This is a genomic window from Mucilaginibacter jinjuensis, from assembly GCF_028596025.1.
GTDB lineage: Bacteria > Bacteroidota > Bacteroidia > Sphingobacteriales > Sphingobacteriaceae > Mucilaginibacter > Mucilaginibacter jinjuensis.
Genome location: NZ_CP117167.1, coordinates 2,319,322 through 2,342,298, shown reverse-complemented (window position 1 = coordinate 2,342,298; position 22,977 = coordinate 2,319,322). Strand labels below are relative to the sequence as shown.

Annotated in this window: 29 protein-coding genes and 1 pseudogene; 11 read left to right on the top strand and 19 right to left on the bottom strand. The window is 40.0% G+C overall.

Going from position 1 to position 22,977, the window contains the following annotated elements:
* Nucleotides 1–35 precede the first annotated feature (35 nt).
* The 3 genes from PQO05_RS10745 to PQO05_RS10730 all read left to right on the top strand — a co-directional run bounded on the left by PQO05_RS10745 (nucleotide 36) and on the right by PQO05_RS10730 (nucleotide 2,837).
* Nucleotides 36–1,853, top strand: coding sequence for a GH25 family lysozyme (locus PQO05_RS10745; protein WP_273632908.1), 1,818 nt, complete (start codon nucleotides 36–38; stop codon nucleotides 1,851–1,853).
* 311 nt (nucleotides 1,854–2,164) lie between these two features.
* Nucleotides 2,165–2,545, top strand: a complete 381-nt coding sequence (locus PQO05_RS10735) for an RNA recognition motif domain-containing protein (RefSeq protein ID WP_273632907.1) — start codon at nucleotides 2,165–2,167, stop codon at nucleotides 2,543–2,545.
* 112 nt (nucleotides 2,546–2,657) lie between these two features.
* Nucleotides 2,658–2,837 (top strand): histone H1, encoded by a 180-nt coding sequence (locus PQO05_RS10730; protein ID WP_273632906.1) that lies wholly within the window; start codon nucleotides 2,658–2,660, stop codon nucleotides 2,835–2,837.
* Nucleotides 2,838–3,238: 401 nt separating this feature from the next.
* On the opposite strand, the gene PQO05_RS10725 is transcribed toward PQO05_RS10730, so the two are convergent.
* From PQO05_RS10725 to PQO05_RS10715, 3 genes are all read right to left on the bottom strand, one after another.
* The gene (locus tag PQO05_RS10725; protein ID WP_273632905.1) at nucleotides 3,239–3,490 is read right to left on the bottom strand and encodes a hypothetical protein; all 252 of its coding nucleotides are present in this window, start codon (nucleotides 3,488–3,490) and stop codon (nucleotides 3,239–3,241) included.
* Between the two features lie 4 nt (nucleotides 3,491–3,494).
* Nucleotides 3,495–4,592, bottom strand: a complete 1,098-nt coding sequence (locus PQO05_RS10720; protein WP_273632904.1) for a S1/P1 nuclease — start codon at nucleotides 4,590–4,592, stop codon at nucleotides 3,495–3,497.
* 112 nt (nucleotides 4,593–4,704) lie between these two features.
* A complete protein-coding gene (locus tag PQO05_RS10715; protein ID WP_273632903.1) occupies nucleotides 4,705–5,283 on the bottom strand; it encodes a hypothetical protein in 579 nt (192 codons plus the stop codon).
* 60 nt (nucleotides 5,284–5,343) lie between these two features.
* Here PQO05_RS10715 and PQO05_RS10710 point away from each other — a divergent pair, with 60 nt between their 5' ends.
* The 3 genes from PQO05_RS10710 (at nucleotide 5,344) to PQO05_RS10700 (ending at nucleotide 7,851) form a co-directional block, all read left to right on the top strand.
* A complete protein-coding gene (locus tag PQO05_RS10710) occupies nucleotides 5,344–5,673 on the top strand; it encodes a hypothetical protein (protein WP_273632902.1) in 330 nt (109 codons plus the stop codon).
* Nucleotides 5,674–6,175: 502 nt separating this feature from the next.
* Nucleotides 6,176–6,838, top strand: coding sequence for a hypothetical protein (locus PQO05_RS10705; protein WP_273632901.1), 663 nt, complete (start codon nucleotides 6,176–6,178; stop codon nucleotides 6,836–6,838).
* Nucleotides 6,835–7,851, top strand: coding sequence for a hypothetical protein (locus PQO05_RS10700; protein WP_273632900.1), 1,017 nt, complete (start codon nucleotides 6,835–6,837; stop codon nucleotides 7,849–7,851). The genes PQO05_RS10705 and PQO05_RS10700 overlap by 4 nt, the downstream gene beginning before the upstream one ends.
* Before the next feature lie 24 nt (nucleotides 7,852–7,875).
* Here the strand turns inward: PQO05_RS10700 and PQO05_RS10695 are convergent, their stop codons facing one another.
* The 8 genes and pseudogenes from PQO05_RS10695 to PQO05_RS10660 form a co-directional block, all read right to left on the bottom strand.
* Nucleotides 7,876–9,117: a hypothetical protein gene (locus PQO05_RS10695; protein ID WP_273632899.1), complete on the bottom strand. Its 1,242-nt coding sequence runs from the start codon at nucleotides 9,115–9,117 to the stop codon at nucleotides 7,876–7,878.
* A 151-nt stretch (nucleotides 9,118–9,268) separates the two neighbouring features.
* Nucleotides 9,269–9,493: a nucleotidyltransferase domain-containing protein gene (locus tag PQO05_RS10690; protein WP_273632898.1), complete on the bottom strand. Its 225-nt coding sequence runs from the start codon at nucleotides 9,491–9,493 to the stop codon at nucleotides 9,269–9,271.
* 595 nt (nucleotides 9,494–10,088) lie between these two features.
* Entirely contained in the window at nucleotides 10,089–12,656 is a 2,568-nt protein-coding gene (locus PQO05_RS10685) for a hypothetical protein (RefSeq protein ID WP_273632896.1), read from the bottom strand.
* A 603-nt stretch (nucleotides 12,657–13,259) separates the two neighbouring features.
* Nucleotides 13,260–13,699: pseudogene (locus PQO05_RS10680) on the bottom strand (lipocalin family protein).
* A 132-nt stretch (nucleotides 13,700–13,831) separates the two neighbouring features.
* The gene (locus PQO05_RS10675; RefSeq protein WP_273632895.1) at nucleotides 13,832–14,077 is read right to left on the bottom strand and encodes a hypothetical protein; all 246 of its coding nucleotides are present in this window, start codon (nucleotides 14,075–14,077) and stop codon (nucleotides 13,832–13,834) included.
* The gene (locus tag PQO05_RS10670) at nucleotides 14,074–14,451 is read right to left on the bottom strand and encodes a hypothetical protein (protein WP_273632894.1); all 378 of its coding nucleotides are present in this window, start codon (nucleotides 14,449–14,451) and stop codon (nucleotides 14,074–14,076) included. The genes PQO05_RS10675 and PQO05_RS10670 overlap by 4 nt, the downstream gene beginning before the upstream one ends.
* A complete protein-coding gene (ku, locus tag PQO05_RS10665; RefSeq protein WP_273632893.1) occupies nucleotides 14,448–15,218 on the bottom strand; it encodes a non-homologous end joining protein Ku in 771 nt (256 codons plus the stop codon). The genes PQO05_RS10670 and ku overlap by 4 nt, the downstream gene beginning before the upstream one ends.
* Nucleotides 15,215–15,487 (bottom strand): hypothetical protein, encoded by a 273-nt coding sequence (locus tag PQO05_RS10660; RefSeq protein WP_273632892.1) that lies wholly within the window; start codon nucleotides 15,485–15,487, stop codon nucleotides 15,215–15,217. The genes ku and PQO05_RS10660 overlap by 4 nt, the downstream gene beginning before the upstream one ends.
* A 121-nt stretch (nucleotides 15,488–15,608) precedes the next feature.
* On the opposite strand from PQO05_RS10660, the gene PQO05_RS10655 reads away from it, so the two are divergent.
* The 3 genes from PQO05_RS10655 to PQO05_RS10645 all read left to right on the top strand — a co-directional run bounded on the left by PQO05_RS10655 (nucleotide 15,609) and on the right by PQO05_RS10645 (nucleotide 16,962).
* The gene (locus tag PQO05_RS10655) at nucleotides 15,609–15,803 is read left to right on the top strand and encodes a hypothetical protein (protein WP_273632891.1); all 195 of its coding nucleotides are present in this window, start codon (nucleotides 15,609–15,611) and stop codon (nucleotides 15,801–15,803) included.
* A gap of 207 nt (nucleotides 15,804–16,010) precedes the next feature.
* Nucleotides 16,011–16,160, top strand: a complete 150-nt coding sequence (locus PQO05_RS10650) for a hypothetical protein (RefSeq protein ID WP_273632890.1) — start codon at nucleotides 16,011–16,013, stop codon at nucleotides 16,158–16,160.
* Nucleotides 16,161–16,380: 220 nt separating this feature from the next.
* Nucleotides 16,381–16,962, top strand: coding sequence for a hypothetical protein (locus tag PQO05_RS10645; protein ID WP_273632889.1), 582 nt, complete (start codon nucleotides 16,381–16,383; stop codon nucleotides 16,960–16,962).
* A gap of 110 nt (nucleotides 16,963–17,072) precedes the next feature.
* Here PQO05_RS10645 and PQO05_RS10640 read toward each other — a convergent pair whose 3' ends face one another.
* The gene (locus PQO05_RS10640) at nucleotides 17,073–17,228 is read right to left on the bottom strand and encodes a hypothetical protein (protein WP_273632887.1); all 156 of its coding nucleotides are present in this window, start codon (nucleotides 17,226–17,228) and stop codon (nucleotides 17,073–17,075) included.
* Between the two features lie 225 nt (nucleotides 17,229–17,453).
* Nucleotides 17,454–17,753 carry a hypothetical protein gene (locus tag PQO05_RS10635; RefSeq protein ID WP_273632884.1) on the bottom strand — a complete coding sequence of 100 codons (300 nt, stop codon included), beginning with the start codon at nucleotides 17,751–17,753 and terminating at the stop codon, nucleotides 17,454–17,456.
* A gap of 132 nt (nucleotides 17,754–17,885) precedes the next feature.
* On the opposite strand from PQO05_RS10635, the gene PQO05_RS10630 reads away from it, so the two are divergent.
* Together PQO05_RS10630 and PQO05_RS10625 are read left to right on the top strand one after the other, a co-directional pair.
* Nucleotides 17,886–18,068, top strand: coding sequence for a hypothetical protein (locus tag PQO05_RS10630; protein ID WP_273632883.1), 183 nt, complete (start codon nucleotides 17,886–17,888; stop codon nucleotides 18,066–18,068).
* Nucleotides 18,069–18,285: 217 nt separating this feature from the next.
* Nucleotides 18,286–18,504 carry a hypothetical protein gene (locus PQO05_RS10625; protein WP_273632881.1) on the top strand — a complete coding sequence of 73 codons (219 nt, stop codon included), beginning with the start codon at nucleotides 18,286–18,288 and terminating at the stop codon, nucleotides 18,502–18,504.
* Nucleotides 18,505–18,557: 53 nt separating this feature from the next.
* On the opposite strand, the gene PQO05_RS10620 is transcribed toward PQO05_RS10625, so the two are convergent.
* Genes PQO05_RS10620 through traK form a run of 6 tightly spaced genes read right to left on the bottom strand, consistent with a single transcriptional unit; the run spans nucleotide 18,558 to nucleotide 22,955 of the window.
* Nucleotides 18,558–19,028, bottom strand: coding sequence for a hypothetical protein (locus tag PQO05_RS10620; RefSeq protein WP_273632879.1), 471 nt, complete (start codon nucleotides 19,026–19,028; stop codon nucleotides 18,558–18,560).
* A gap of 53 nt (nucleotides 19,029–19,081) precedes the next feature.
* Nucleotides 19,082–19,852 (bottom strand): hypothetical protein, encoded by a 771-nt coding sequence (locus tag PQO05_RS10615; protein ID WP_273632877.1) that lies wholly within the window; start codon nucleotides 19,850–19,852, stop codon nucleotides 19,082–19,084.
* Between the two features lie 33 nt (nucleotides 19,853–19,885).
* Nucleotides 19,886–20,716, bottom strand: coding sequence for a DUF4138 domain-containing protein (locus PQO05_RS10610; protein ID WP_273632875.1), 831 nt, complete (start codon nucleotides 20,714–20,716; stop codon nucleotides 19,886–19,888).
* Nucleotides 20,717–20,726: 10 nt separating this feature from the next.
* Complete coding sequence (traM, locus tag PQO05_RS10605) at nucleotides 20,727–22,004, bottom strand: conjugative transposon protein TraM (protein WP_273632873.1); 1,278 nt, start codon at nucleotides 22,002–22,004, stop codon at nucleotides 20,727–20,729.
* Nucleotides 22,001–22,336, bottom strand: a complete 336-nt coding sequence (locus tag PQO05_RS10600; protein ID WP_273632872.1) for a hypothetical protein — start codon at nucleotides 22,334–22,336, stop codon at nucleotides 22,001–22,003. Before PQO05_RS10600 ends, traM begins: the two co-directional genes overlap by 4 nt.
* Before the next feature lie 4 nt (nucleotides 22,337–22,340).
* On the bottom strand, nucleotides 22,341–22,955 hold the full coding sequence (traK, locus tag PQO05_RS10595) for a conjugative transposon protein TraK (protein ID WP_273632869.1): 615 nt from the start codon (nucleotides 22,953–22,955) through the stop codon (nucleotides 22,341–22,343).
* Between the last annotated feature and the right edge of the window lie 22 nt (nucleotides 22,956–22,977).

Below are 22,977 nucleotides of genomic sequence, written 5' to 3'. Positions count from 1 at the left end.
CAGTTAGCCCGGAATCAGATTTATGATCCAATCACATGATGAAGTTTCTGTCATTTTCCATGCCTTATTCAGGGCTGACCTGGTTTGTGGGTTTACTCGCGGCATGCCTCGTTGCGGGAGCAATTTACAGCTGGTATATGCGGTCAAAAAAACATTTGCTGGCGCTTTCGCCAAATGATACCACAGCGCAGTTAAAGCAAATAAAAATAATATGCAATGCCCAGTATCAATGTTTATCATCCTACCTTAAAACCTTCCAAAAGGTTAAAAATAACCGCATCAATAGTTTAAGAGACAAGCTGGAGCTTCCCTATCTGTTATTACAGCCACAGCAATGTCTGCGGGGTGCTGGCTTATCAACTTACATCAATTCCGTTTCGCCCAAGATCGTCAGGTCGGTCATTAGCGTGCGTGATGAATTATACGTTGCCCACTACAACCTGGTAACATTACTAAAAACATACCCCGACGTTACCGAAGCTTACGAGCAGGAATATTCCGAAAACATCATCGGCTTAAGTAAGATGCACGACGAGCTATCGGGCATGATGCATGGAAAAACATTTGATAAAACAAATGGGGCAGATTGGTATACGGGCTACTTTTCAATATTTGGCGCATGGTTCCAAAAAGGCGCAAACAACGATATTGAAGTAACCCACACAGAAATTGTTCAGCATATTATCAGCCTGAATAAATTGTATCGCTTTGTCCCATTCGTGATCCATACAACGGAAAATGCCCTGCGATGCGATTTTGCCTTTAAAAATATCGCAGATGCCAACCAGAATTTCCGGAGCCGGATTGAAGCCCTGGCTCTGGCGCATCGAAAGGCGGTTAAAATAGCAAGCTTACTAATGCAATATCCGGTTCCCCAGCCATCAAAATCAATATTTAAAGCCTGGAAACCCCGTTTAAAACCTGAAAGGGAAACCATGCTTCGCCCGAAGGATAGTAACAGCACCGTTAAGAGCCTTAAACCGGCAGGCTGGGCGGCAAAACCAAACCGGCGTTGGGTGTATTGGCTATCAGGCTTCCTTATTTTATCGGCCGCATTATTCATCATCGCTTTTTTTGATTTTGAAACACCTATACCAAATACACCGGCAATGCCCGCAACCAAGCATTCTGTTTTAAAAACAGCTGCTCAAATGATAAAAGCAGAAATTTTAAGCGATACGGCAGACTTCAAGATGCTCTTCAAAAAGGATACGCAAGCCGTTGCGCATGTTTATGGAATTGATGTTTCACGTTACCAGGGAAATCTGATTGAAGATTTTGACCGAATGGATACCATTCACTTCGCCATTTGCAAAGCCACCGAAGGTCGCTCATATACCGATCCGGATTTTCAAAAGAACTGGGAGTTTTGCTCAAAACGGAATCTTGTTAGAGGCGCTTATCATTTTTATCATGCGGATGAAGATCCGGTTGTCCAAGCAGGCCACTTTATCAACACCGTCAAAGCCTGGCGAAAAACTGATATTCCACCAGTTGTAGACGTGGAGGAAGACGGCGTGAAGGGCGTATCAAACCTCAAAGTATTTGACCGGAACCTGCTGGTCTTTCTCGATTACATTCAAAAAAAAACCAATCGTACGCCCGTTATTTACAGCGACCTTTCGTTTGCCAATACCTATTACGTCAACGATACTTTAGCCAGATATCCTTTATGGCTTGCAGAGTATTCAAGCAAGAAATCGCCTAAGATCCCAAAATTGTGGCGCAAAAATGGCTACGTTATTTGGCAAAAAAAAGATAATTACTCAATTGATTCAGAAAAAGCCGATTTTGATGTGTTTAATGGTGATGGAAAAGACCTGATAAAGTTTATCAAAAGATCAAATCGATAAAACATCGCAGTTTTAAAATGCCGACCATAATTTGCAGCACGAATTAAATGTGAACCGGCCTTAGTCTATGGGTATCGCTCTCGTCTCTGATGCCCCTGCGATTGCAGCATCTAAAATCAAATCACTCGTCAAACTTTATATCAACATGTTCCACAGGAAAGCTGATCCCGAAGGAGTGCCTGCGTGCCGTGCCGCATACGACCCAAACGATGGAAGCTAAACTAAAGCAGGCTTAGTTTTTATTGACCTGGTGCCACACATTAATAAAGCTGTAGCTTTAGCAAGCTAAACCAATTCAAGAAAAGAGTTATATGACTAAACTATTTGTTGTCGGATTTCCAAAGGAGATGTCAGAGATTGACTTGGACCAGCTTTTTACGATGCATGCACTTGTCAGAAAAATAACGGTTATCCGGGACATGCAGACCGGTAAGAGCAAGGGTTATGCCTTTGTCGATATGATGGATGCCCCCGGTGCAACCCGGTGCATTGAAGCGCTCAATGGAATGACATTCGGCACCCGTGTGATGAGTGTGAGGACGGCTGATCAAAAAGCTCCTGAAAAACAGCAAGCTACCAACCGGCCGGCTAACTTTTCAAGAAATCAATCTTCACTTATTTCAAGCAGAGATCCAGTAATAACCCTGCTTCGCAACGACCACGAAGACCAAAAACTGATTAAGGGACGATAAGAATTATCTAAATTTTTACTTGTCCTTTATTAGGAAAGACAAGAATTTTTATCACGCTGTAAATCAAGATAATAATTATATTCGCGGCAATTTTAAAAATTAAACATCGACGATGGACAAATTCAAGCAAGTAAAAGAATTAATTGCTGCTTCAGAAGCAGATTTTACCGCATTCTATGAAAAAGGAAATAAAGCCGCAGGTACACGCGTTAGAAACGCCATGCAAAAATTAAAAACGTGCGCTCAAGAAATCAGAACGGAAGTGACGGAGAAAAAAAACGAAGCGAAATAATTTAATCAATAACTGTTTAGGGAATAAAAAGGCTGTCAATAGACAGCCTTTTTATTCCCGGTAAAATTCCATAACTATTGTTGATCCGGGGTCTCCAAATCGATTTGCTGAAGATATGGTACTAACTTGTGAAGGAACTTAAAGGGATGAAAACGAGCAATTTCATTTGAAACCTGATTATAATAAACCTCTACATGAAAAGAGCCTAAGCTGTAAAGTTGGACCCGGTACTTTCCATCTATACGGTCACCAAGAAATTTGCCTTGCCAGACAGCCTCCGCCCGATCATTTTTACTCAATTCCATGAAATCGTAAATGTCCATCAACAGATCTTTATATCAATAAATTTAGATGTGAATTTTTAAAGCAGCACTTATTGATCCTTCGCAATCAAAACCCATTTAAGCATTATTTAAACTGATCAACTTTTCAGCGATGGCGTTTAGGAGACCTGCATCGATTGGAACTGAATGAACCAGTGTGCCAGGGATCGATAGTGCCCGGTAACCACCTTCTTCATCAGGTTCAAATGTAAACGTCGTTTCATCAATCAGTACTGCGATACGGTGGGTGTAACCCCACCGTTCAAAACGTGCTTTCAATTCATAAGCTTTTCCCTGATAGGTAACCGGTAAAATAAAAGGTTCGTTCATTTCATTAAAATTTGATCTTTGCCGGGTCGGATACAATGATCTCAGGCTTACCTTTGTAATCGATCACCTCCCCTTCCACTGTTAGGGTTTTATTATCCAGTTGGCTCCCCAGATCTTTGGCCGGACCTTTTAAGGCGACGGTCAGTAACTGGTTAGGATAAGCTGCCCCTAAATTTACCAGCACCATACTGCCGATATCTTTAACAGTGTAAACTTTACCTTGCACGCTGACGGTCAATCCGATAAAATTTTTAACATTTTCCAATCTGACTACCGGTGCATTTGTGGTCCCTATGGGTGCTGGCGGCACAAGCTTAACAGTTGTCGTTTTAACACGCTCATTTAGAAAGATCTTGTTCAGTTCACCGGCTAAACGAATACCGGCCTGATCGATCCGTTTACGGATCACCGGAATATATTTTTGGTAGTATATCTCGTCAATATCCTGACCAGATTTGGCTTGCGCATATAATTCACTGCTGATCTGGTAACTTTCCCAGATCCATTCCATCGGGCTGTCGGACTGCCATTGTTTAATCTGCGCAGCGGTAGCCACATCATAATTTTTGGCAATATCTGCTTCACTTAAACCCTCATGGTCGATCAGCTTGCTGTCCCACAGACTGTGCAGGTTAGTTCCCTTGGAATCGAAGCGAACCTGAATGGTATTACCGCCCTTGTCCTCTTTACGGCTGATGTGCATCGGTTGGTGCGCATCCCCTACGAGGTGGATCAGGTATTTAAGTGCCTCATTGATCTGATCGGCCGTCAAATTATTATCCTTCAGGCTCGCTTCTGTTTTCAGGATCGCGGTGTACACATTGTTATCACTTTCGCTGACAAATTTCACAAACTGTTCGTGTGTCAAGCCTAAAGGCAGGTTCAAAAAATGCCAGGGCGCCGTGGTGGTGTTCCTGTTCTCATCTGCCCAGGTAGCCACATCAGACATGCTCTCGCCCTTCAAATAAGCAGATACTACGTAAGCCGTATTGCTGTTCAGGTGTTTTTGGGCAATGGTTGCCACCGCACGGTGACCTTTAAATCCCCAGGAAATCAGTGCAATTGAAGTGCCTATAAGGCCAATCATAAACAGTTTCTTCATAAAGCGAATATAAAGCGGTGAGCCGTTAATTATTAAATACTGTTGGTAAAATATCTAAACCCTTAACCGGAGGGGGATATCCCCCCCGGCTTAATAATTAAAAGGGTACCGGTTAGAACAAAGTTAACTGCACTAAACCAATCTCTGCGGCAGTTATTGCTTTCAAAGTTTTGACCAAGACATCCTGATGATAATTAGTCCTGTCAGTACTACCAATTTTTGAATTGATGGCAACTTTCAATTCGGTGAATGCAGCGATCATTGCGGTATTGCGGTTCGGAAACTTTTTGCAGAAGACACATAAGGGGGCGCTGCTGCCTGCTACGCCATAATTGATACTTAGCGCATAAGCCCAAAGGCCATTAGGACCACGACCGATCCTGATATTACTCTTTTCCATTTCAATTTCTTCGTAATTGAGGAATTTCGGTGAAGCAAACCAGCCATATTGGTTAAACGCAATTGTTGTAAACCCGAACTCCAAACCTTTGCGATATTCATTTACATTCATGAGTATCTGGCGGTAACTGTTTCCGAACCCAGCAAACCATGCTAATTGCTCCACATCGCCTTTATCGATATAGGAAAGTATTTCCATCATCAGTTGCCTTTCATAGGACATCCAATGATTTTCACTTATATACTGTTCGATAGCTGGTTTAGACTGAAGGGTTAATGCAAACTTTTCCATAATGAATAATTAAGTTTTATTACCCTGCAACGCGCGTCAGGTGCATGTCAAGGGCCCGCGATGGCGGGTTTATATACCCTTGACATGCACCTGAAAAGCGCGTTATTTTTGTATGTTTTCGGAAGAGGCATTAAAGGCTCTGCTCACCAGGCATGTGATGGTTATCTGGACCAACGCTGGCGGACTTTCAGAAAACTCTATAATATTCCAGTGCATTTAAAATTCTATGCGCTTAAGCATTCCAGTAATTATTATGATTTACAGGATGGAGCAAGTTTTGAGGAAATCAGGCAGCGAAACAGGCATAGCAATCTACAGGTAACAACTCTTTATATCAAAGAAAGGCTGTTTAAAAACCTGATTAAAGCGTCCGGCAGTTCCAGATTTTAAACTCATATTATTTCATTGTGGTAAATTAAAGTCTTCGCGATATTTTAAGGTATAGCAATATTATCTATAAACTTTTCATCTTATCACCAACCTCGCTTTAGTCTAAAACTGACTCGCTGGCATCCGTCAGATAATAAAAAAGAAATTCTCAACACTCGTTACCGGATTTCAACTTAAACCTTATCACAGTAGACAGCAGGGCTGCCTCCGGCTGTAAATGTCTTGTTTATGTGTCACAACTACAAATTGTAAACAACCAACCCCGTCTGCTTGACTCTGATGAGGAGGACAACGTCTTCATAACTTATACGAAATCTCATAAACCCGTCTAATTAAATAAATCGCATTAAGAATTTGGTGTTAAAAATTGCACAGGTTATAATGAAAAGTGACAAATATGTCATCATTAGTCTTCATTTCTTTAATAAATTTGAGACAAAATCCGAACCAAGTTTCAATTGTGAAAATATTTTTTTTGTGTCTTATCTTTATGTATCTTATCATGAAAAAAACAATTCTTCCAATCCTGTTGGCGTTTTCCACAATTGGTTACGGGCAGAAAATCATTAAAAACAATCTGGGTAGGGTTGCTTTTTCAAAAGACTCTATTTCATCGTTTCAATCTCAGGAAGCTGTAAAACTTAAAATCTTACCATCAATAAAAAAATCAGAAGCTTTTCTTGAACTGAGAATGTATGCCTATCCGGGTGCTGGTAGCTTAGTAGCTGTAACAATTATTAAAAATAAAGGCGATTCAATTACCTGTCAAAAGATAGTTTATACCAAAGCGAATCACAGACCGGGAACTCCGGATATTTGGAAATTGATTAAGACAGACACATCTGCCGCGTTTAAGTATACATACCTATTCATGGGACCTATTAATTCTAGGCAAGATACCGTAGTAGACCAAATAAAAAAAACAAAAATTTTCACTCTTGCTTCGTGGAAAAAAATGAGCGAAACAATGATAAAAGCCGGTACTTACAATTCGGATTTCTACGCACAATATCACAACCATGCTATAGTTGAGGTTAAGCTGGGTAATCAGTTCAGGAACTTTGACATCTCACCTGTCCAGGGCGAAAATACTGCATATAATGAATATTTTACGCAAGTAAATAATACCGTTAGGCTATTTAATTATTTTCAATATAAAAAATGAAAAACAAACCTATTCCAATAACAACATTGAGAGGCTTGACAGAAGTTCTCGATGAATCCCTGCAATCCAAGATCATCGGAGGCGACTGCGTTCCAATGATGGATCCTAAGACATTAACAAACAATGTTTTAAGTAAACTATTCAATAATGGCAGTGGCCTGACGCCAAGTCAATTAGAAGCTTTTACGACTGTAATCAGCCAAATGTCGTCAAATCAATTAGGGCAGGATGTATTACAGGCTTTGTTAAGCTCGAATGCTCCTGAGACGCCACTAATTAATAATTCCCCAATTGGCGGAGCAGCTTTTGACGGCAAGAATTTAAATGTTTTTTTTCCTGATTATCCAACCCCAGCGGGTTATCTATTCACAAACGTAGTGCACGAAATCTTTCATATGTACCAACAGTATGTAGGAAATAATACCGGCGCAACCTATGAGCGGGAAATAGAAGCCTTTCTTTTTACAGCAATGATGGACCAGGCAATGGATAATGCCAATCCCAACGTAAATACCGACACATCATACTTTCTTAACAGTGGAGATATAACGAGAAGCGGTACTGATGCAGCTTCAACAAACTTTCGCGATGCGTTTAATGATATTCTGAATAACAAAGATTTTTCAGTCGATAATATGAATAAATTGATTGACAATTTTTATAATGGTGCCAATATAAGTCAAACAGCTTATAGCCCGGACGGACCTTCCCATTACAAACCAGGTGATGTTACAGATCTTTCCAAAGTCACTTTAGGAGCAGTGTTCCCTTGTTTTGAACATTTCCTTTATCATGTACCCCCGCCTCCAGGTGGCGGCGGCGGCGGCGGCGGGGGCGGCAGTAATGAAGATGGAAGTTTTTATTTCAGCTATTCTCAATCGAAGTCCGGCTCTAAAAGTTCTCCGCCACCTCCACCATCGCCGCCATCACCACCACCACCACCTACACCATCTCCGAGTCCACCGCCGTATGCATCAAGCCCATCTGCGAGTGGATCCAGATCAAGGGTATAACATAAGTTTAAGCAGCGCCAGGAATTATACTTGTGCGCTGCTTTTAAATTTATGTACGGCAGTACTTACAAGGAATACTGCTAATGCACTATTTTGCATATTCAACTGTAAGGAGGTTAAAATATACTCGATCATATTTATATAAAATCTGGCTGTCACTACATTCTCTACTAAGAGGTTTTTAGTCAGCAATTCATGCGTTATCTCATCATTATAAAAAGCATCGTCCAACTTCTCTTGTGTGCTCAGATCTTTAAACAATTTTAACGCGTTATAATAAATCTTATCTTCATATTTAGCCAAATTATTAACAGCGTCGAGCCCGATTTTAAAAGCCTGCTCAATCCAATCTATTTCATGATGATAGTATTTAGTAAACTCTAAAAACTTGATATTTTGCATTTTAGACATTTCACCAGGATACTTCATTTTACTTTGTTCCCTGTTGCCAAAAAGATATTGACCGCAAATATTGAAGTTTAGTTTCAATAAGATTTGTAAATCTATATCCAAATAAGCTGCTAAATAAGTTATTTCGATTATCGCAATCAGCAATATTCTGTCTTTCTCAAAAGGCGTGTCAATCTGAATAAAGCTTTCAATAATTCTATTGTTTTCGCGCATAATCTCACTCAATGAAATTGCGAATGAACTATTTTTTAATTTATACTCGTGATAAAAGGTTGGTGTGAGTGCAAGATATTGTGGTTGACCGAATTTTTTTGACATCAACGATTTTAATTCATCGACAATTACAAATGTCTTGATTTCCTTATTCAAATGAAATGCTAAAGAGTAAGGAGATTTGTAAATCTGGTGATAGATCGCAGGTGAAATAAAGAAATACCTAAAATATTTGCCTAACATCTCGTGCGCTCTGATTTCGGGCAACAAGTTCCCGATCAAACTTTCCAGAGAAATATCTTTGTAAAAAATATCAATTATTAGAAAGTTAGCGGTCTGCGTATCCTGTAAAACTAATGAGTCTATATAAGTTGTTATATAAGCATCGATCTGATGCATGGGTTCAGACACCGTCAAAGCTTCGTTCTTCAGTTTGATGATGTCCTTAATGAAATCTGGCTCCAGATCATTAAGTAAATTTGCTTTATAAATTCCTTTATTAGGCAATTGATTTAAAGAGTAAATTTTTGCTTCTGTGATATACTGACAAAAGTCGTTTATCAAAAAAAATCTTTCATGTGATTTCAATTCCCTGGTAAAATGTTTTTGTATTTTCCTCAGATATCCTATGGCCTTGTTCATGTTATTATTCTTAAACATCGACCTACCAGACCTTACCTTGTTTACAAAATCTACTACGCTTTTAATGTATCCATTTGGAGTATCTAATATTATCTCCCCATAACTGAACATTGAAAACAGAATCCCATTCTGTTCGAAAGCTCATTAATAATTAGATTTTCAATATTGATAACGGAACTTGAGTAAAGTCAAAGTATACGTTTTCACTGCGGGTCACGAATGAAGAAATCACAGAGAAGGTAGGGTCTATGATCAATACATCGACATCACTTCCGGCTTTTATTTCGCCATTTTTTGCTGAGCTTCCGGTTAATATGGCTCCTGTGACAAAGGGATAGTGTTGTTTTACAACTTTTAATATTAAATCTTGATCCATGATAAGTTTGGTATGCAAACTTATATTTTTTTGGGCATTATGCAGAAAGGCATATTATCTTTTCTATTGACATAATTAAACATTAAGAGTGTAAGTGTTAGAGTTCATAACCTAACACTTTAAAAACTTCAATACTTATTTATTCTTGGTTTCAAGCTCCAAAAGTCCTTGTACAAGTAGTCAATTTGTCTTTGAATTTATTTAACTTTTTTTTATTTTTGATAAAGAAGTTTATTCAAAATCAATCAAAAAAACATATTTCATTCGGTTACTTTATCGGTTACCTACCAATTATTAGGTAGCGAAAACCGAGATATATAAGCGTATAAGGGTATGGTTCGTGTCCCGTCCATTCCGAAAAAAGGGTTATTAAAACATTTCGAAAGCGCTTAAATCAACGCAGCCTCAATTATATCATCCAGAAAATATGTCTTTTGATGGCATAATCGAAATCAGGGAAGACACGCGTACCGTTTTCAATATCTCCCGCATGAAGACAAATATTATTTGCATGAACTACGGGCGTTTCATTTACAGTTGATGATTAATAATAATGTGCATGGTAGGTGAAATTTTAGGAAAAACAGATATTCTGTCAATAGGTATAATTAAATGTTTCTAATTGAAGTTGAAATATCGGGACATCAGATGGGTCATTAAGTGTAATAGTTCCTAATGACGCTCCACTATACAACACCCTGATCATTTGCGTATAACTGCTGTCCATTAAAACTAAATTGTCAGTTCCCCGTGAACCGACAACCTGGCCAACATCGATCACCCGCAATCCGGTTGTTTTTAAATCTATCAGTTCTAACAGATTTTTAGTGCCACCTGTTGCGTCGGTCGTGTTCGTTATTCTGAGGTGCGCTGACACGTCAGGGCCCGTATAGGCCTTAATAACAACAATGATCAGCTTGATAGGTATACCAAATAATGGGAAAAAGTTATTGGAACTAATTGTTGAATTTGCACCATTTATTATGTTAGACTGATCCAAGAAAATATTTCGCAATCCAAAAACTGGGCTGTTGAATCTATACCCCCGGTAACCCACAGTAGTTGAAGCTTCTTCGACATCTTTAACCGAGGATGAATAAGGGCCTATTTTACGTTGAAAATCTATGCTAACCGCGTTTGTAAGATTAAATATAAATAAATCACCTGCTACTGGAGGTGCGGAAAAATTACCTATAACCGCTACATTTGTTGCATCGTATTGATATACTCTTGTAACGATTATTTTTTTACCTGTGGCTGTAAACCCAACTGCCCCCATACTCACTCCCCTGGCCGACGTTCCCGATCGCCATGTGGCATAAGACAGAAGTATTGTGTCCGTCCCAACAACGGATGTAACAGGTAAATTAATACTACCGGTAATATTCATTAACGAATTTCTTGAAGGGTCAACGCAATTCCATACATTCGTGCCGATCTGTACTCGTTCAATTCTTTTCCCCCCTAATGCAATCATGGAACTGCTCGAGCCATTTGCAGATGAATTGAAATAATTCCCCGATAGTTCAACAGAACGTGCATTTGAATTTGTTGGCCCAGTCAGAACTGTATTGAAAACTTTCAAACTATTAATACTACCTTGAGTAAGACCTCTGATCTGTGAATTTCTAATAATAACACTGTCAATGGTTTTATCGATTTCACATTGCACCGATACTTTAAAGTTGTTTAGTTCAATATCTTTTCCTTGCCCTATGTAACATGCTGGGCAGATGACATTATTGATTTGAGCAGTGATATAGCCAAAAAAGCTTGCCCGGCCATTTCTTTCTGCCGTTGCCGATGTTCCAACCCATCCTGGAAACGGCAGAAAACTAAGGTCATTCATGGTTAAAGACTCAATGGTGGTAAAATTAGTCCGGTTAAGACTAATTATCCGCGGAACGCCATAATCGTTTTGCGCTAAGTTCTCAGGCCATGCAGCATCGTAACTATTTATGATAACCCTGTCCAATTGAATGGTTCCTAACGTCGCATCAGTCGCAATAATTTGGGCATATTCATAATATCTGCTGTCGGGTGGAAAGCCACCTACCTGTTCATTATCATAACCGTAAATTAAAATCCAGTCGTTAATATTAAATGTTGAGATTTCAGTGATAGATATCAGGGAAACAGTATCAGTAAAGTTATTAATGCTATTAATTTTGGAGCCAAAAAAGTTGGTGCTTAATAATGGATAGTTGTTATCAAATGTACTGTAACAACTGGGCATTGCCAATCCCTGCGCAGCACCTGTAGCCGTAGCGTCATAAGCGCCATAGGTGCTCATGATGCTTGCACCATTTCCTTCAACAGTTGCACATTGAATGCCGGCAAGCCAATTATTAAATTTTGTAAGGTATGAGCCTTGCCCTTTTTGAAAAACAATTTTAGCACCATTACCCAGTGTTCTTGCTGTTTTATTAATGTTGATAAACGCGTATGTACTGTCTACGCCATAAACAAAGACGGCACCAGCTACACCAACGGCTGCATTTATACTTAAAGTAACCTGATTGGCGGATTGTATTGATATTATATATCCAATGAGGGTCGCACCTCCTGTGTTTGCTCCGTTGATAAATATAATTTTATTAATATCATCATTCGTAAAGACAGCGCTGTTAGAACTGAAGATATTAGACGAAGCAGTTGTTGCTCCATCTTTCAACACTATACCGTCGGCTTTTGCACCAAATGCAAGGGCTTGTATGCAGGTCACACCCTGTATAATGGCCACACCAGCTCCATAAAATAGTTGCTGATTGTCACAAATTGGTTCGGACTGAATTACGAGCGTTATACCGGATGATATGTTAAAGCCACTATTCGGTGTAAACGATAAAATTATGTTTGCAGGTACATTTATGTTTTGGGTAATAGTAATCATACTATCGACTAATATATAGCCTGTAGTTGAACCAAGATCATTAATTAATTTCTGAAAACAATCCTGATTTATCGAGGATAATCTGCTAACGGGGTACGCACCTGAAAATCCATACTTAAAATAGCCTACTGAATCATGTCCATAAATTGCTCCCAAATACTTTGAATCATTTAAACTTGTTAATACCGTTCCATCTCGCCATGTCGTAACTGGTATGCGTGACATGATTTCTTGGGTACCGGGATTATAAATTGGAGCTTCGCCAGCCATAGGTTTATTGTTAATGGTTAAAAAGTGTCTCTCTAAAATAACAATTTAAATCTATAACTAAGACGTTCTGGCAATTATGAGCTTTTATCAATACAAAAATTGAGAATAAAGGAAGGCTGATTACCTCTTCCATTAGGAGCTTAGATATGCTGAAGGTGAACCGGTAAATTTTCAGCTGCAGTTGTGTTACCGCAATTGACAGGTTTTTGTCATGACCAAGGTAGGAGAATGAGGAATGTCGAAATACCTATATCTAAAATTCAAAAGCTACCTAAAAAAAACCTATCTAAATGAATACACACCCTTTATCAAACAACCGGAAAACTACCCGTGGTTTGGCGGCGCGGAGAACAGGATTTGCCCAGACGCAGTCGGGCTATCCCTGTTCGGGCGAAGCAGTCGCCGTCAAACTTTGGGCTGTTGCGCCTGCGCGTTAAGCTGGTGAGCCTTTATGATACGCGCGGCAACGCGCCATGGAGGTTCACCTGCTTAACCGCGTGTAAAATAATAACTATGGATTTCTAACAGCATTTTTGGCAAGTCATACCCTACCCGCGTTAACAAAATAAAACCCAAGCAATCCTTTGTTGTTATCATTAAAAATCATTTAACCCAGGAAACCATGGCAACCAAAGGAGCAAAAGTAGAAAGGCATTCCATTTCGATATCGAAACCTAAGGCAGTCGCTTTATCCAAAAAACGTCTTTTCATTTCCTCCGGCATACTGCTTTCCCGGGATAACAACCACAAATAACCCAAGCCGCTACCTGAAACCATGGCGTACTGATAATGATCGTCTATATCCAGAATGTTATAATCGAGGTATATCGGAAGAAAATAAGCTACCTCCAACTGGCCACGCGTTTGGCCCTTTTAAATTTGATGGTTCCCGTGGCTTCAACCGGTTTATTCTTTGCCGAATTAAAAGCGCGTGTTACTACCTTGATCGTACCGTCATCGTTTGGCGTATAATCTTCAGTTAAATCCCGCAAATCCTTTTCGATCAGGTTGGGAAGCCGTGCCACTTCATGCCATTTTCCCATATAGCGATCCTTGTCAAAGGGGTCAACAATGGCGCCCGACGGAATTTTAGATTCGGGCCAAAGTGCATAAGCAATCCCCGCAATACCAGCAGCAGCAGCTATTGCAATTAAGGACTTTTCCTTTTTCATCTGTTATTTCTTTTTGATAACTGCATCCGTCGCCACTTTAGCGAACTTTTTGGGAATAAAGGTCTTTTTATCGATTAAGTCTGCTACTGTGTCGCTGATTCCTTCTTTAAACTTATCTCGGATCTGCCTGCGGGAGGTGGCACCACTTTCCGTTAGGTATAACCAACCCAGGCCTATGCCGGCTGCAACTCCGAATGCTATACCAACAATTAAACCGGTATGATCTTCTTTTTCGAATGGATTTTTCATAATAGATCAACAATGATAGATGTAGAATGTTCCGCATTACATTCCTCATAACTCCCGATAAACACAGCAAGATGCACCTGTTCCGTTGGACTTAATACGTTACCCTCAAAATGCATACTATCTACATCTTTGAAAACAAATTTTCCCAGATAGTCCGGGTTGTAACGATCCGGTAATCTATCCTCAGGCTTCCCGTATTGTCCAGAATTAGAAATAATTGTTATATCATCTCCGAAAGTGTCTCTATAAATCTTAAAAATCCCGGTGGCATATGAACTCTGGTTTCCATCATTTCGTACTACAGGTTCGATAATCACATACCGATCGCTTCCGTCTGCCTGCGGAATACTTGTTTGCACGGGCTTAGTCATCATGCTCCTTTCTTTGCTGTTAAACTGTTCATCAGCTGATCATATAAGTCGTCGCTTTTTGCAGCTTTCGGTTTTAATTTTTTAATCGTCGGGCGTTTCCCCTTTGCTTTTTGCTCGATAATCTTTAACAGCTCACCGTGGTATTCATCTTTATATTTGGTCAGGTCCATGGGTTCCGTATACTGATTGATCAGCGCTAAACCCATATCCAGTTCCTTTTTACTTACTTCGACTTTCTCATCCAGATCCAATTCGTCCCGTTCACTTATTTGCTGCGCAAAACGGATGCGGGTAACCACCAGTGCGTGATCGACAGGATAGATCACACATAAGCTTTCCGTGCTGCGCAGAACAAATCGTGCAAGGCCAGCCTTTCCCGATTTCTTCAGGGCGGCAATCAGCAAAGCATAAGCTTTATTCTTTTTGGTAGCTGGTGCCGTATAATAAGAAGTTTCATAATACATTGGATTTACTGCGGCGATATCAACGAAATTTTCAATCTCGATCACCTTGCTTTTCTCCGGCGCAGCGGCTTCAAAATCCGCATCTTCAATAATTACGTATTCATCGTCACATTTGTAGCCTTTAACAATTTTATCATAAGGGACTTCCTTTTTTGTGTTTTCGTTGACCCGTTGAAACTTGATATGCGCATGGTCCCGGCTGTCCAGCATATCCAGGTCCAGCCTTGTTTCCTGAACCGCCGAAAATAATTTAATAGGTATACTTACCAGACCAAAGCCTATAGAACCCGTCCAGATACTTCTCATATTTTCAGTTTTCTGATGTTATGATTTAGGCCATGCGGATGATGGGCTTCAATCTTATCTGCCAACAGATGTAATACTTCTTCCTGTATACTGCCGGGATTTTGGCAAATCTGAAGGAAGTCATGTGCATCCGGCGTAAAGCTGGCGACGTAAGTGCCATTTTCGAACACGCGGTATTTACATTGGCCATCTTCATTGTGCAGGTATTCTCCGACTTCAAAATGATGGACCATTTCGTCCATATTTACCGTAATCGCATAATTCTCCATGTTGTTACAACCCGATGCCTTTGTTATTGTTTACAGATAAGGCACGGGATTTGCAGGTCAATGGTGAAATTTTCCACAAATGAGCGTCCTTAAATTCAACGACTTAGGATATTACCAGAAAATGGAGAAGATACTTAAAGGTAATTTCCTGGCTGAGCGGCATACTGATGATTATTATATCAATCTATACGATGTAGACGGCTATTATGTTGAAGTATTTTTCCATCATTCAACCCATCTTATTACGCATTTTCGCGCCTCCATCCAGACCTCCATGGCCTTGCCTTACCTGGAAAATATTGATGTCCTCGTTTGAACGCAAACAAATAAATCAGGCGGTGTCCTACTTAACAATTAAATTATATACTGGTTACTACATCCACGGTTGAATTAACACGTACTAAACGGAACAAAACTTCCTATAAAAATTGAACCTTTTTTCTATAAAGAAGACGGTCAAACGCAGTATACCGGTGCCTATTAACTGCATGCCTATCTGTCACAAGATTCTGCAGCATCTTATTTGAACGGCAATCATGATCAAACCATAGATATAGGCATCTTCGCACATAAGCAGGATGACAAATATGAATGGGCTTATTTGGGAGATTTTTTAGATGAAGATGAGCAATCACAAATTGCCGGACACATTCAAAATTCTGAACAACAATAAAAAAAGTAGATTTTATATATAGGCCTATTACGTTAGTGGATAAGCGATTTCCGATAACCAAGAAAAAGTTATGATTACAGATGATAGGCTGCTATGGAAATCTAAATACAATAACGCCTTGCCTTAATTCGTGCCCTAAATTAATCACCAAATTGTTAAAATATAATTTCTTTTTTAAAACAGGCAACCCAAGCTTCCGTGGCTTTTTTAAATTTGTACAATGACCAGCCCGATCAATATGCAAATCAAACGTGCAGACGGCACCTGGAATATCATCGAAGCAGCACCATTGCTGATTGAAAAAGATTATGATTTAATATCTACAGGCACTTACCAACTTTATCTGGGTTTTCCGGAGTTTGAGCGTAGTGACCCTGAAGCTGAAATTATGCGTGAACGTTACATGCAAAATATGGAATTGATGGGTGAAGATAACCCGGGTTTTCTGGGTGAACTTCATTTTAGCGGCATCGCTTTTTTCGAGTGGAAATACGATGGGCACCAGTTACAGGAAAACGAGGTATGGCAAATCGTCGACTGCATCCAGGATTATGCCGCCGGAATAAAGCAAGATATTAAAAATGGCATAATTCTTCCCAGAAAGGGATTTTCTGAAGATCGGCAGCTCACTTTTAAATATGGCAAAAACGGAATTACAAGCGATATCTGTTTGGAGCAAATGGAAGGTCATTTCGTCGTGTTAATCAATGGAGAACCCATCGCAAAAATTGAATGCATTGAAGATTGGGAAGTAACCGCAATATTTACGATCCGGATTTGTTGGCAGAGATCATGCGCATGATCAGGGCCAATACCTGATCAGACCTCCCACGAGCCACTCCATCCACGCCAATCAAGCTAATCCTTTTGACCTTACTTAATACGTTATAAAGGGTTTTGTTAAACGGATTATCATGCATGTTCTGAAAAAGCGCGTCCATTTCTTTTTGATGCCTTCTTACCAATTTTCGGCACATGACGGGATTCAACAATGCCTGTAGATAAAACAAGGCAGCGACGGTTCTTCGCGGCATCGGCCCACATCGAACGCGTACCATCCTCTTTCATAAACAAGTTCTCGGATTTAAAGTTCAGCGTCGTGTACTTCAGTCGAAATAAATCGCGTCGGCACGCGTCTTAACAAAACCTGGCACATAACCCCATTCGGCCTGCACAATATCAAAATCATTTCCGTCTGCAGACGGAACAAGTATCGCGCAGGGCGAAAATTAAACCCGTTATGAACGCCAGTAGTTAGGAAGTTATACCGGCGAACCTCTTTTTCGAGGTTTTTTAATCGAATAAACTCAGTACGGGTAACTTTTTGTCCGTTATAATAACATATGGCTCTTTGTGATTTCTAATATAATCGGCAATAAGCCTGCCAATTTCCTCCGCCAGTTCCTGCCGTCCTTCCGGCATAGATGTCCAGAATTTTTTGTCATTAGAATCATGTGCAATGGTGATGATTAGCGGCTTAATTGATGCGTCGGAAAATTCCGCGGAAAATACCCTGCCATTGCGAAGATTGTGTTCCGCTACCTCAACCGGCAAATCCTTATAGCTGATCTTAAATTGCTGTTTAACTGACATGGCAGGTTAGCTCATTTAACTACGCACAAATATGCTAATTATATTAGTACATCTTTAAAAAAGATTAATATTTCCTTACTAAGCAAGATTCTTGTAAATTTAAATCATCGATTGATATATACATAAAGGATTATGGCTGTAAAAAAGAAATGGCACAAGCCGGAAGTTATCATAATTGCCGCAGATACTGTGAATGGCGGAGGAAATAATCCCACTTTTACCGAGGGTGGATCTTTGCATATTATAAATAAATACGATCCCAATCATATCCCGATCCCGGTCAGTGGCGCCACTTTCAATCGCTACATTTCATAGCTACAGATTTATTGAGAAATAATTTTCTATAATTCGATAAGATTTTTGATGATCTATGGAGAAAAAAAACTACTACACCTAAGAAAGTGTGGCAAAGACCAGAGGTCATCCTCATTAGCAGAGACAATATTAGCAGGGGCCTATTAACCTCATTTTATGAAAGGGGAAGCAGTCATATTACCGCGAAGACCCCAAACCTGACAAAATTCCGGAGAAGATGATCGATGTGCTTTCGAAAGCTATCGAAAAAGTTCTTACAGCCGCAGAAAATCACATTTTTAAAAACTTCCCTGATACCATTACCGAGAAGGAGCGTGATTTTCTTCAGGTCCACCGGCCCAAACATGACCTTACACCTTCCGGTGAGCCTATCCTAAAAGCTGAAATCGATAAACGCAAAACCTATTATACCGGAGGACAGCAACTTTTCGAATAACTGTTTTACGAACATATATAATACCCTGATTTTTAAAGTGATTTAGGATTGAATTATTCTTGCCATAATAAACGCCATTCATTAATAATCCCTTCCCAAACATTTACACTTTGGTTCGCGTTCCAAATCCTTAATTCCTGATCGAGAAATTTATGCAGTTTACTTACACCCACCTCATGGTAAGTAAAAAAAGATGTGATTCCATTTTCTACTAACCAGTCTTCCTGGTAACCTTGTGCGGTTAAGGGGTGAATGTAAACGTCATCATCCCATTCATTGTTAAAACCGAATACAAATCCTGAAACTTCTTTTTTTGAATCTTTATCAATCTGTTCATCCAAAACACTTGTTAAACGAAAATAAGCGGCAGGATAATGTCCGCCATCGGCATACAAAAGTTCTATTTTTGAAAGCCTCCTGCTATTTAATGCTAAAACATTTTCTGTAAGCAGTTTAATTAACTTCAGCCATTGCTGCTCACTTATACTCCTGAGTGGATTATATTTTTTAGTTTGAGTTCCCATGGTTTCAATTTTAGAAAGAAACAGGTCAGCAATTGACCTGTTTCAGGATTTGTTTAAACATGGACCTTGGCTTTACGTGATTGCTCTTTTACAGCAGCATCCTCCTTGTGCTGCTCACCTGCTTTAATGCGGTTGTTCGTTTTAGTTTCGGGCTGCAGTAATACCTCCCGTTTAAGCTTTTTCATCTTGTCATCAAAAAGGTCAATGGTCTTAAATTGAGGATTTGCGGCAATAAAATATTTGAATTGATTGCCGTCTTCTGTTACGGTGATTTGTTGGGTATTGCCTTTCTTCAAAGAGTACATCAATTCTTCTTTCGCTTTTGGGTCCTGCAGTTCTTTGATACCCTTTCCGGCAATTACCTTTTCGAGATCGAAGCCGTAATTTTCGTGGTAATGTTTGATTTTTTTATTGCCGTTATCGGTCAGGTTCTTATCATCCAGCGTCAACCAGGCCTGGTATTTTTGCCCCTCTAAATTGTAAAGCTGTTTGTGAACGGCGCGGCCCTCCATCAGGTTGAAGGCTTCTTTGGCTGTTATGCCGCTTCCTTTATTAATAAAAAACGTTTGGTCGATATTTTTTGCCGGATCATCTTTATGGTTGATGGTTGCATCGTATTTGTTAAAAAAATACATGTCCTGGTTATCGCCAGCCTTAAAATGCAAAGTATAGTCAACCGTTTTCTGGTTAAACTGATGCTGAACGCCTAAAGTAAATTCTTTTTCCTTCGCATTCATTGCTTTGTCCAAATGTGCATTCAGGGTATCCCCAAAGCCGAGGTTGAACAAGCTTTTTTTCAAAAATTCAGCATTTTGAGTGTTCATAACTTAAAGATTAAAAATGAAATAAATGGTTAATTAAAGTTTATTAGCAGCTACTGAAGCATTTCCCGGTTGCTGCTTTGCCGGGGCAATTGTCTTTAAATCTTCCAGATCCTTTTGTGTGATTTGCAGGTAAATGTGGCGGTTACCGTTTCGCTCATATAATTCAACGTTTAGCGCCTGGTCTTCAGAAAGAGAAAAACGGTGGAAGCCAAAAATTTTTGCAATCTCCCGTTTATGGGCGATTGAAGTCTTTTTATGGAGTGTGGTAATTAACGGCACAATCTCCTGTTCGTGTGTTGCCATCCGCGCAACCGTTTTCAAATCCCTGATATAAAAGCGTACGAAATCAATTTCATAAGGCAGATTGGATTTGTTGCGAACATCCAGCCTAAAGAAAATCCGGTTACCGGCAAGAGATAGTTTATCAACCCAGGCTTTTACACCTCCGGTTTTTTCATGGTCTATCACATCTCTACGTTTACCTTCGGCTAATTTGTTAATAACTGCACTATAATTAAAACCGGCAGTTTTGATAGCTCTAACTGGCATTGGCGCTCCGTTAACTTCAATTCGTCTTCCTGCACGGCCGCAGGAAAATTCAACCGGAATGTGATAGATTTTTGCAGTGCTAACTTCCTGCACATCAATACAGGCCGGTGAAAAAACTGTAGTAAATGCTTTAATTGTAATCAAGGTATTTTCCTTTTGGTCAACATCGAGATCCGGCGTTGACCTGCTGATCATTTTAACAGTGGAGTTAAAGAACAAAGCTGTCGTTTTATCACGGCTCACGTAAGCCGTATCCTGCGCGTAGGCAACTGTTCCCCAGGCACCAAGAATGAAAATAATGAATGATGTCCTCATGGTATTTCGTTTAATTGTCTCGGTCGTTACTGTCTTTTAAAAGGACTTCGTAACCGGCCTTTACTTTAACTTTGATCTGCTTCACCTTGTGGTTGAATAAGCCTTTAGCGGCTTCAACCCCTGCGCTGGCGGCCTGTGTGCCAACGGACTGATCCATTGACATAAGTTGCATAGATTGAACAGCATCGCCCACGCCATTTTTTGCAGCATCCCTTCCAATAGAACCAGGAACATACAAGCCTTCCATTCCGTCAAGGTCATAAACTGCGAGGGCGACCGGCAGAATGTTATTGAGATAGCGAATACTTTCAATTTTAATTTCCAAACGTTCATTATTGAGAGCGCAGGTGCCATATACAAAACTCCCCTTTGGTATCATTTTGCCATTTACATAAATACCATCCAACAACCTTAATTTAATAACCGCGCCGGTTACCAATGTCTGATCTTCATGTACAACTGCCTGAATCGTATTGCCTGCTGTTTCAGCTGTATTCGCAGTTCGATGTTTTTTTGACTTGCCACCGCCGTCGTAGGAAGCGTAGCTAACCTTCATTTTATCAGTTGCGGAATTATCGTCGTCATCATCATTTGCAGCCATTATCGCATAAACACGCCCGTGATTTTTCAGGGATTCGTTACGCAGTCTATTATTGGCGTTGCCGGGATTTTGTATTTCATTAATTTGTTGAAGCATTTGGGTTAGCTGTTTCATTTCAGGGTCGTTGCCGCCGCCGTTGCCGTTCATGGCTTTCATCATTAATTCCAGTCTTTTTACATCGGCAGCAGATTGAGGTGCTGCTGCACCGCTGCCATAGTTCGTTGGTTCCGGCTGGTTGATCTGCTGATTGATAGCAGCAAGCTTTGCCTGAATTTTGGCTTCATTAGTATCCGCTACAGTTGGTCCGCCTGTGAGGTTAGTGGTTGAAGGCTGCGTAGCAGAATCAATATGCCCGGCTTTCGCTGCGTCCAGTCCCATGGATTTAACGAAACTTTCACTAACACCGCTATTAGCTGAATTTGCGGAATCCGTTTTAACAGTTTGATAAACGCCCATTTTGTCCTGGGCTTTTTGATCCTTAAACTGCGCTTGCGGTAATGTGGCATTTAATCCCTGCGCATTAGAATTTTCAAAGGCTGACGCGGATTGTTTACCGCCACCCAATGCCCAAAATGCCATCGTTAAAAATGGAATAATAAGCAGGGGCATAATGACTAAAAATTTGCGCTCCTTCAAAAATTCAGGAGTATGCTGCGGCAATTGACCGCTGTTTAATACTGCATTCATGGTTTACTTTTTTTAGTTAATGAATCTGTTAATTGACGTTTGATAAATTGGGGATCGGGAAATTCCGAAGCCTGGCCGATATGGGCAGAGGTATAATTTTGTGATAATTTGGGTATAGTATAGAAGCTGCAGAATGAACTGCTGATTAATATGATAGCAGTTAACAACCCGATTGCGATTGTTATCTGTTTCTTTTGACGAATAGAATAAGTGTTAAACCAACTGTTAAGCCAGGTCGCAAATCGTACTTGAAAATTGATAATCTGCTTTGCCAGCGAAGCCGCAACCTTGTCGCTTAATTGTGCTGACCTTTTACTATTAGATAATATCATAGCTTTAATGTTGAATAGTAATGTCCCTGTTTGCTAATGTTTCCCAATGCAGGATTAAAAAACCATGCGGGTTATTGTCCGACCTGGCTACATTGCGCAAATATCCCTGAGTGATCAGGCTGCGGTTCGCCGTGGAAGTGGAACGGATCAGCTTTTGCGTGGCGAAGCATTTAAAGTAATAAGGATATTGGTTTATATCCACTTGAATACTGTCCACGGTAACCTGTTGGCTGATATTGCCGGAAATCAGATTGTTGTAATAGCTTTTTTCCTTTAAATCGTTGTATTGATTTCTGGCACTTTCATCAGCCAGGTATAAGGCCTTGCCTATATTGGCATTTATTACTTTTTCATCAGGGTCAAGGGTAAAAAAATAATGATGAAACATTCGGATATGATCTCTGGCCTCTACCGGTATGTTGTCTTTCCGGTCGGCTGCAAAAGCCTCTAACGCCTTGCCGTTAGTCAGAACGTAAATATGGCTTCCTGCAATGCTTGCTGCCTGATAACTTTTATAAAGTGCAAAACATGATATAATGGTGCAAGCTGATATCAAAAAATAGCTGAATAGCTTGATGTGCTTAAAGGCTGTTTCAATGTTTTTGAGATGTGTAAACATGATTATTAAATTTTGGGTAAAT